Annotated in this window: 3 protein-coding genes; 1 reads left to right on the forward strand and 2 read right to left on the reverse strand. The window is 68.8% G+C overall.

Annotated elements, in window-relative coordinates; genetic code table 11:
• The first annotated feature begins 184 nt into the window (after window positions 1–184).
• Window positions 185–949, forward strand: a complete 765-nt coding sequence (locus WA805_RS25025; protein WP_425243556.1) for a hypothetical protein — start codon at window positions 185–187, stop codon at window positions 947–949.
• A gap of 41 nt (window positions 950–990) precedes the next feature.
• Here WA805_RS25025 and WA805_RS25030 read toward each other — a convergent pair whose 3' ends face one another.
• Both WA805_RS25030 and WA805_RS25035 read right to left on the reverse strand, forming a co-directional pair.
• Window positions 991–2,100, reverse strand: a complete 1,110-nt coding sequence (locus tag WA805_RS25030) for an NlpC/P60 family protein (protein ID WP_425243557.1) — start codon at window positions 2,098–2,100, stop codon at window positions 991–993.
• Window positions 2,097–2,567, reverse strand: a 471-nt coding sequence (locus WA805_RS25035; RefSeq protein ID WP_425243558.1) for a hypothetical protein, incomplete at its 5' end; no start/stop codon positions are given. The genes WA805_RS25035 and WA805_RS25030, both read right to left, overlap by 4 nt.

A 2,567-nucleotide genomic window follows, 5' to 3' on the forward strand; every position in this document is an offset into this window, starting at 1 on the left:
ATCGTTCACCGCGCCTCGCGGTGAGCCGTGGGGTAACACCCCGCGGTAGATCGGACGCATCGGCTCGGCCGGGGCGAATGATCTGCTGCGGGGCGCCGTCAAGCAGGAGACGGACCTCATGGGCTCACAACTCACCACCCTTGCTTCGTCAGACATCCACCGCTTCGAACGCGACGGCTACGTCGTGGTCAGGCAGGCGTTCTCGCCCGCCGACGCCCTCGCCATGGAGCGGCGATGGTGGTCGGAGCTGGAAGGCACGCACGGCGTACGTCGCGACGACCGAATCAGCTGGCGCCAGATCCCTGGCGACCTGAAAGCCGCCAAGCGTGATCCGATCCAGGCCAGGATCCTGACCGGGCAGGTACGCGGCGTCTTCGATGACCTGCTCGGCAAGGCCGCCTGGTCACCGCCGAGAGACTGGGGCCGTGCCATCGTCACCTTTCCCGAGCCGGGCGCCTGGGAGGTGCCGACCAGGCTTTGGCACTGGGACAATCTTTGTGACCTGCACGTCGATCAGCCGACGGCGCTATTCGTGGTCAGCTTCATCGGCTCGGTCGCACCGCGAAGCGGTGGAACCCTGATCCTTTCCGGGTCACCTCGTCTGCTGATCCAGCAGGAACGCCGGATTCCCGCGAGCCAGCGGGGCGGCTCGGGCACCAGCCTCTGGGAACGGTTCCACCGCTCACACCCGTGGCTCATGGCGCTCACGGGACTAGCGCCGTCACCCGCCGACCGGACCGCCGCTTTCATGGAGGGGGAAACCATCGTCGAAGACGTGCCCCTCCGTGTGGTCGAATTGACCGGCGAGCCGGGGGATATGGTCTTCTGCCATCCCGTCATCGTCCACTGCCGCGCTCAGAACCGCGGCGCGCGACCGCGCTTCATGCGGATCAAGCAGCAGCTTCTTACCAACGAAGGTCGCAAGCTGCGAAGCCAGGAACACACCTAGCGCCCGGCAGGGCAAGTCCCACGATCGGCACACCCGATGAGCTACCCGCGGGCCGAATTGCCGAGGTTCAGGCCGGGCTGGGCCCACGGCCGGGCGAAGCCGACGACCTGCGAAAGGCCCGGCTGCGACGTCGGCGAGCCGAACGTGGAAATCCGGATGGGGAACCCGGTCGCGTACGCCTCGATCATCTTGTCGTGGCCGATCACCAGGCCGACGTGTCCCGGGGAGGTCGGCGTGCCGTCCGCCCCGGCGAAGAAAACCAGGTCACCCGGCTCGACGTTGCCGGCGGGCACGTGCGGCAACTGTGCCCACTGGTCCTCTGACGTACGCGGGATGTTGATGCCGGCCGCCCGGTAGGCCATCATGACCAGCCCCGAGCAGTCGAACGCGTCCGGCCCGGTGCCGCCCCACAGGTACGGCTTGCCCAGCTGGGCCTGCGCGAAGTTGATCACGGTGGCGACGGCCGCGTTGGGCGTGATCAGGGAGTCGAGCGTTCCGGTGCCGATGCACGCGGCCGAGGTCGCACTGGACGCCGAGTTCGGGCTGGTCGCGCTGACCGTGAACCCGCCGCTCGCGTAGGTCGAGGCCCAGCCGAGCACCGCCGTCACGTACGAGTCCAGGTGGTTGTACGCGAAGATCGCGCTCTGGACGTTGGTCTGCACGCCGTGCGCGATCAGGTACTTCGCCGCGCCAGCGATCGCGTCTGCCGGGTCGTACACGGACGCTGGCGGCTTGCCGTCCTCGACGGTGGCCAGCGCACTCCACTGGTTGCCCGCGGCGCCTTCGATGCCGATCTGCATTGGCCCGGCCGCGCCGAACGCGTTGGCGCCGCTCGTCACGCCGGGCAGTGTGGTCCGCCCGTGGTCGCTCTCGACCTTCCCGATGCCGGCCAGGACCGTCCACGGCACGCCGTACTGCTGCCCGACCTTGCGATACCACGTCAGGTAGTTGGCCGGGATGGAGTTCGCCGCCGCTGAGCTGACCCCGGGCTGCGCGACGGTGCCTGAAGACCCGGCCACGCAGCCGCCGGCGCCGCCGCCCGAGAACAGCATGCTGCTGCCGCCGAGAACCATCATCGGTACGGCGAGCAGGCAGAGCAGGAGTGCGACGACGCCGCCGATGGCGATGGCGCCGATGACCCGGGGGTTCACTGGTTACCCGCCCCGGCGAGCTCAACGTCGTTGACCTGCCAGCCGGTCGCGTTGGAGACGACCGTGACCGCGTACTGCTTCGTGCTGTTCGAGGTGCCCGACGTGGTGGCCAGCCGCTGCGCGATGTTGACCACGAACGTGATCGACCCGGTGCCGAACGACCGGATCGAGGCGATCCCGCCGCTGCTCGTGGAGATCTGCTTCTGCGCGCTCCGCAGCGCGGCGACGCCCGGCGTGGCGTAGCTGTTCTGCAGTGACGCCGCGAAGTTGGTGGTCACCAGGCCGTTCATCTTGGCGACGTAGGCCTGCGCGGGCTCGGTGTACGACCAGTTCTCATAGTCGGCGGCGAAGGCGACGGTCGCCCGCGACGCAGCGGTGAGATCTTGCTGGGTGAACGGCAGCCACTGGTAGATGTTCACCCCGCCGCCGCCGCCGATCGTGGTAGCCGGCGCGGCCGCGGGTGTGCT

Source organism: Trebonia sp., assembly GCF_049794275.1.
Classification (GTDB): domain Bacteria; phylum Actinomycetota; class Actinomycetes; order Streptosporangiales; family Streptosporangiaceae; genus Trebonia.